This window comes from Variovorax sp. PCZ-1 (genome assembly GCF_018413605.1).
Lineage (GTDB): Bacteria > Pseudomonadota > Gammaproteobacteria > Burkholderiales > Burkholderiaceae_C > JANMDU01.
Window position 1 is genome coordinate 1 of the sequence record NZ_JAHCDN010000012.1, and the last position, 2,677, is coordinate 2,677.

Here is a 2,677-nt window from a genome sequence, read left to right on the forward strand (position 1 = left end):
CGGATTTTGATGGTATGCGCGAAGGCTCGAAGCCGACACTCATTTATGTTGACTCGCATCCCGATGCTGTAACTCGACTGATCCGTGAAATCAAAGCGCAAAACTCCGGCCAGAACGCTTTGCCACTATCAGCCATGCTGGTACTCTGTGGTGACAAAATCAAAAATCGCAAGAGTGTCTGGGAGCGTTTGCGTTCTTCACTAGGCGATCAACAAGTTTGGTGGTTTAAGCTGTCAAAACAGCCACCCGGTGGTTATGAAGAAGACTACCTGCGGATGGCTTATCTCGATACAGCTACTGGGTTGGAAGCGGCTGTTGTCTTCTTGATTGGAATGGAAGATATTTTACTAAGGCATCGCCCACTGAACTTGACTGACGATGAGTGGCGTGCAGAGCAAGAAGAAGCCCGTCGCAAGCTGTACATGGCGATGACACGAGCGGGGCAGCATTTGGTACTCATCAGTGCTGACAAGCTGCCTGAAGACATCGCTGGATCGTTTGAATTGAATGGCAAGTGATTTTTCAGTCGCCTTTGCCTTCTGGCAAAAATCCTGCGACACTATGAATATCTCGCTGCAATAGTGGGACGTGGGCAAGAATTTATTTTTCTTTCCCCGCCTTGGCTCACCGCAGCCACCAAAGCAAAAAGCCGCCCATTCGAGCGGCTTTTTTTATTTCCAAACCCCTAGTGAATTTTCTCGTTTTTCAGCGGGCTGGCGATTCTTCGTACGCATTGCTCTGAGCTTTGAGAAACCACACTTATCACAAGCCAGAAAGGCTTAAAAATGCAAAAAAATCTAGTGCCAAACAGGCGCGCTAGCGCAGCTTTGTCGCTCGTCAGCACCAATGCCATCCACCATATGCAAGAAGCAGCCGTAGAAGCCGTTTTGGACGATTCAGAAGCCGCTGTAGAGCGGTTTCTGGACGCTGCCAAGAGCTATGCCACCAAACGCGCTTACGTGACCGATATTCGGCAGTTTGTGGCTGCTGGTGGTGCGATTCCATGCAGCCCAGCGGTTTTAGCAAAATACCTTGCCTCAGCAGCCGAAAATTTATCTGTCGCTACCCTCGAACGACGACTAGCCGCTATCAACTGGGCGCATATAGAAATTTCTGCCCCATCGCCTACAAAAAATTCTCGCGTCAAGCAGGTAATGGCTGGTATCCGGCGTATCAAGGGTACAAAGCAGAGACGTGTTCAAGCATTGGTCAAAGACGACCTAATCTCAACTTTGATGATGGCCGAGCAACAACTCAATGCCATGAAGATTCTTCGTGACAGAGCCTTGCTACTAATTGGCTTCGCTGGTGCCTTCCGTCGTAGTGAACTTGTGAGCATTTACGTCGAGCACATCACATGGCTGTCAACAGGCATTGAGATTGAGATACCGCAATCAAAGACCGACCAAGAAGCTGAGGGCCAGCATGTTTACATTCCCCGAGCAGTATCAGAGAAAAGATGCCCAGTCATAGCGCTCAAAATTTGGCTCACCGCAGCCCGCATAACCGAGGGCTTGGTGTTCCGCAACGTTGATCGTCATGGCAACGTAGGCAAGAAGCTCAGCACGAATGCGGTGGCACAGATCGTCAAAGCCAGTGTGGCACGAACCGATGCGGATGCCACGCAATTCTCAGGCCATAGTTTGCGTGCTGGCTACGCCACCACTGCCGCAGAAACGCTAATGCCTCAGCAAATCATGAGCACTACTAGGCATAAGAGCATGGCAACACTAAGCAATTACATTCGCCCTGTGATGCGAAGAAAGATTCCGAGTCTATTGTGAGTGGCACATTGCCACTCACAACTAGGTTTCTGGCTTCATGATTTCCAGCAAGCGTAATTGCTCGCGAAAACATCCAAGCCAATAACCCAGCAGACCAGCGATCAGCACATAGCCGATCCCCAGCAGACAGGGCATCCAGTTACTCATTTGGCTTCAACCTTTTCTACCGCTGTCACTACAAAAGCGCCTTGCTGCTGCTCAGCAGTGAATCGGATGTTTTCACCTGCGACGAGTTTTTCAAGCAGCTTGTCATCACGGACCTGAAACACCATCGTCATGGGTGGCATATCCAGATTCTTGATCTGCCCATGCTTTAGCGTCACTTTTTTGGCTTCCTTGTCCACCTTACGCACTTCGGCGGAGGTCATTTCTTTTGTGGCACTGCTGGTAGTGGCAGAGTTTGCTGGAGCAACAGTTTGGGCTGTGGCACTGAACGCCGCAAACGATACCATCGCGGCAGTGAGAAGGAATAGGGATTTCATGTGGAGGTTCCTTTCAAGCTAAAGCTTCATATGATTGATAAACGCGGCTCTTGCCGCCCTTGAGGACAAGCATGACATCGAATTTGTCACGTTTTGTGCCCATTTCCATACCGGGCGAGCCTATTGGCATACCCGGTACTGACAGACCAACGACCTGCTGCCGCAAGCTTTCAGGCTCTGCGAGTAGCCGCTTGATCTCGCTAGCAGGCACATGACCCTCGATTGCAAATCCTGCAATCAAGCCAGTGTGGCAAGAACCCATGTCATCTGGAATGCCCAGCTTAGTGCGTATGCCTGCAGTTTGCGCGACATTGTTGGCCTTTACTTTGAAGCCCTCTTTTTCCAGAATCTTGATCCACAGCTTGCAGCAGCCGCAGTTGGGTGTTTTCCAGACTTCGATGAAGGCAACCG

At 50.4% G+C, this 2,677-nt stretch carries 5 protein-coding genes; 2 read left to right on the forward strand and 3 right to left on the reverse strand.

Annotated elements, in window-relative coordinates:
• Positions 1–518, forward strand: a 518-nt coding sequence (locus KIH26_RS16830; RefSeq protein ID WP_213446852.1) for a P-loop NTPase family protein, incomplete at its 5' end; no start/stop codon positions are given.
• 267 nt (positions 519–785) lie between these two features.
• Positions 786–1,784: a site-specific integrase gene (locus KIH26_RS16835; protein WP_213446853.1), complete on the forward strand. Its 999-nt coding sequence runs from the start codon at positions 786–788 to the stop codon at positions 1,782–1,784.
• Between the two features lie 21 nt (positions 1,785–1,805).
• On the opposite strand, the gene KIH26_RS17110 is transcribed toward KIH26_RS16835, so the two are convergent.
• The 3 genes from KIH26_RS17110 to KIH26_RS16845 all read right to left on the reverse strand — a co-directional run.
• Positions 1,806–1,931, reverse strand: coding sequence for a hypothetical protein (locus KIH26_RS17110; protein ID WP_283770161.1), 126 nt, complete (start codon positions 1,929–1,931; stop codon positions 1,806–1,808).
• Positions 1,928–2,266: a copper-binding protein gene (locus KIH26_RS16840; RefSeq protein WP_213446854.1), complete on the reverse strand. Its 339-nt coding sequence runs from the start codon at positions 2,264–2,266 to the stop codon at positions 1,928–1,930. Before KIH26_RS16840 ends, KIH26_RS17110 begins: the two co-directional genes overlap by 4 nt.
• Before the next feature lie 13 nt (positions 2,267–2,279).
• Positions 2,280–2,677: DUF411 domain-containing protein (locus KIH26_RS16845; protein ID WP_213446855.1), on the reverse strand; the 398-nt coding region annotated here is incomplete at its 5' end.

Coding starts and splice junctions, on each gene's coding strand:
- KIH26_RS16835 (WP_213446853.1), top strand. CDS start 786: ATGCAAAAAAATCTAGTGCCAAACAGGCGCGCTAGCGCAGCTTTGTCG.
- KIH26_RS17110 (WP_283770161.1), bottom strand. CDS start 1,931: ATGAGTAACTGGATGCCCTGTCTGCTGGGGATCGGCTATGTGCTGATC.
- KIH26_RS16840 (WP_213446854.1), bottom strand. CDS start 2,266: ATGAAATCCCTATTCCTTCTCACTGCCGCGATGGTATCGTTTGCGGCG.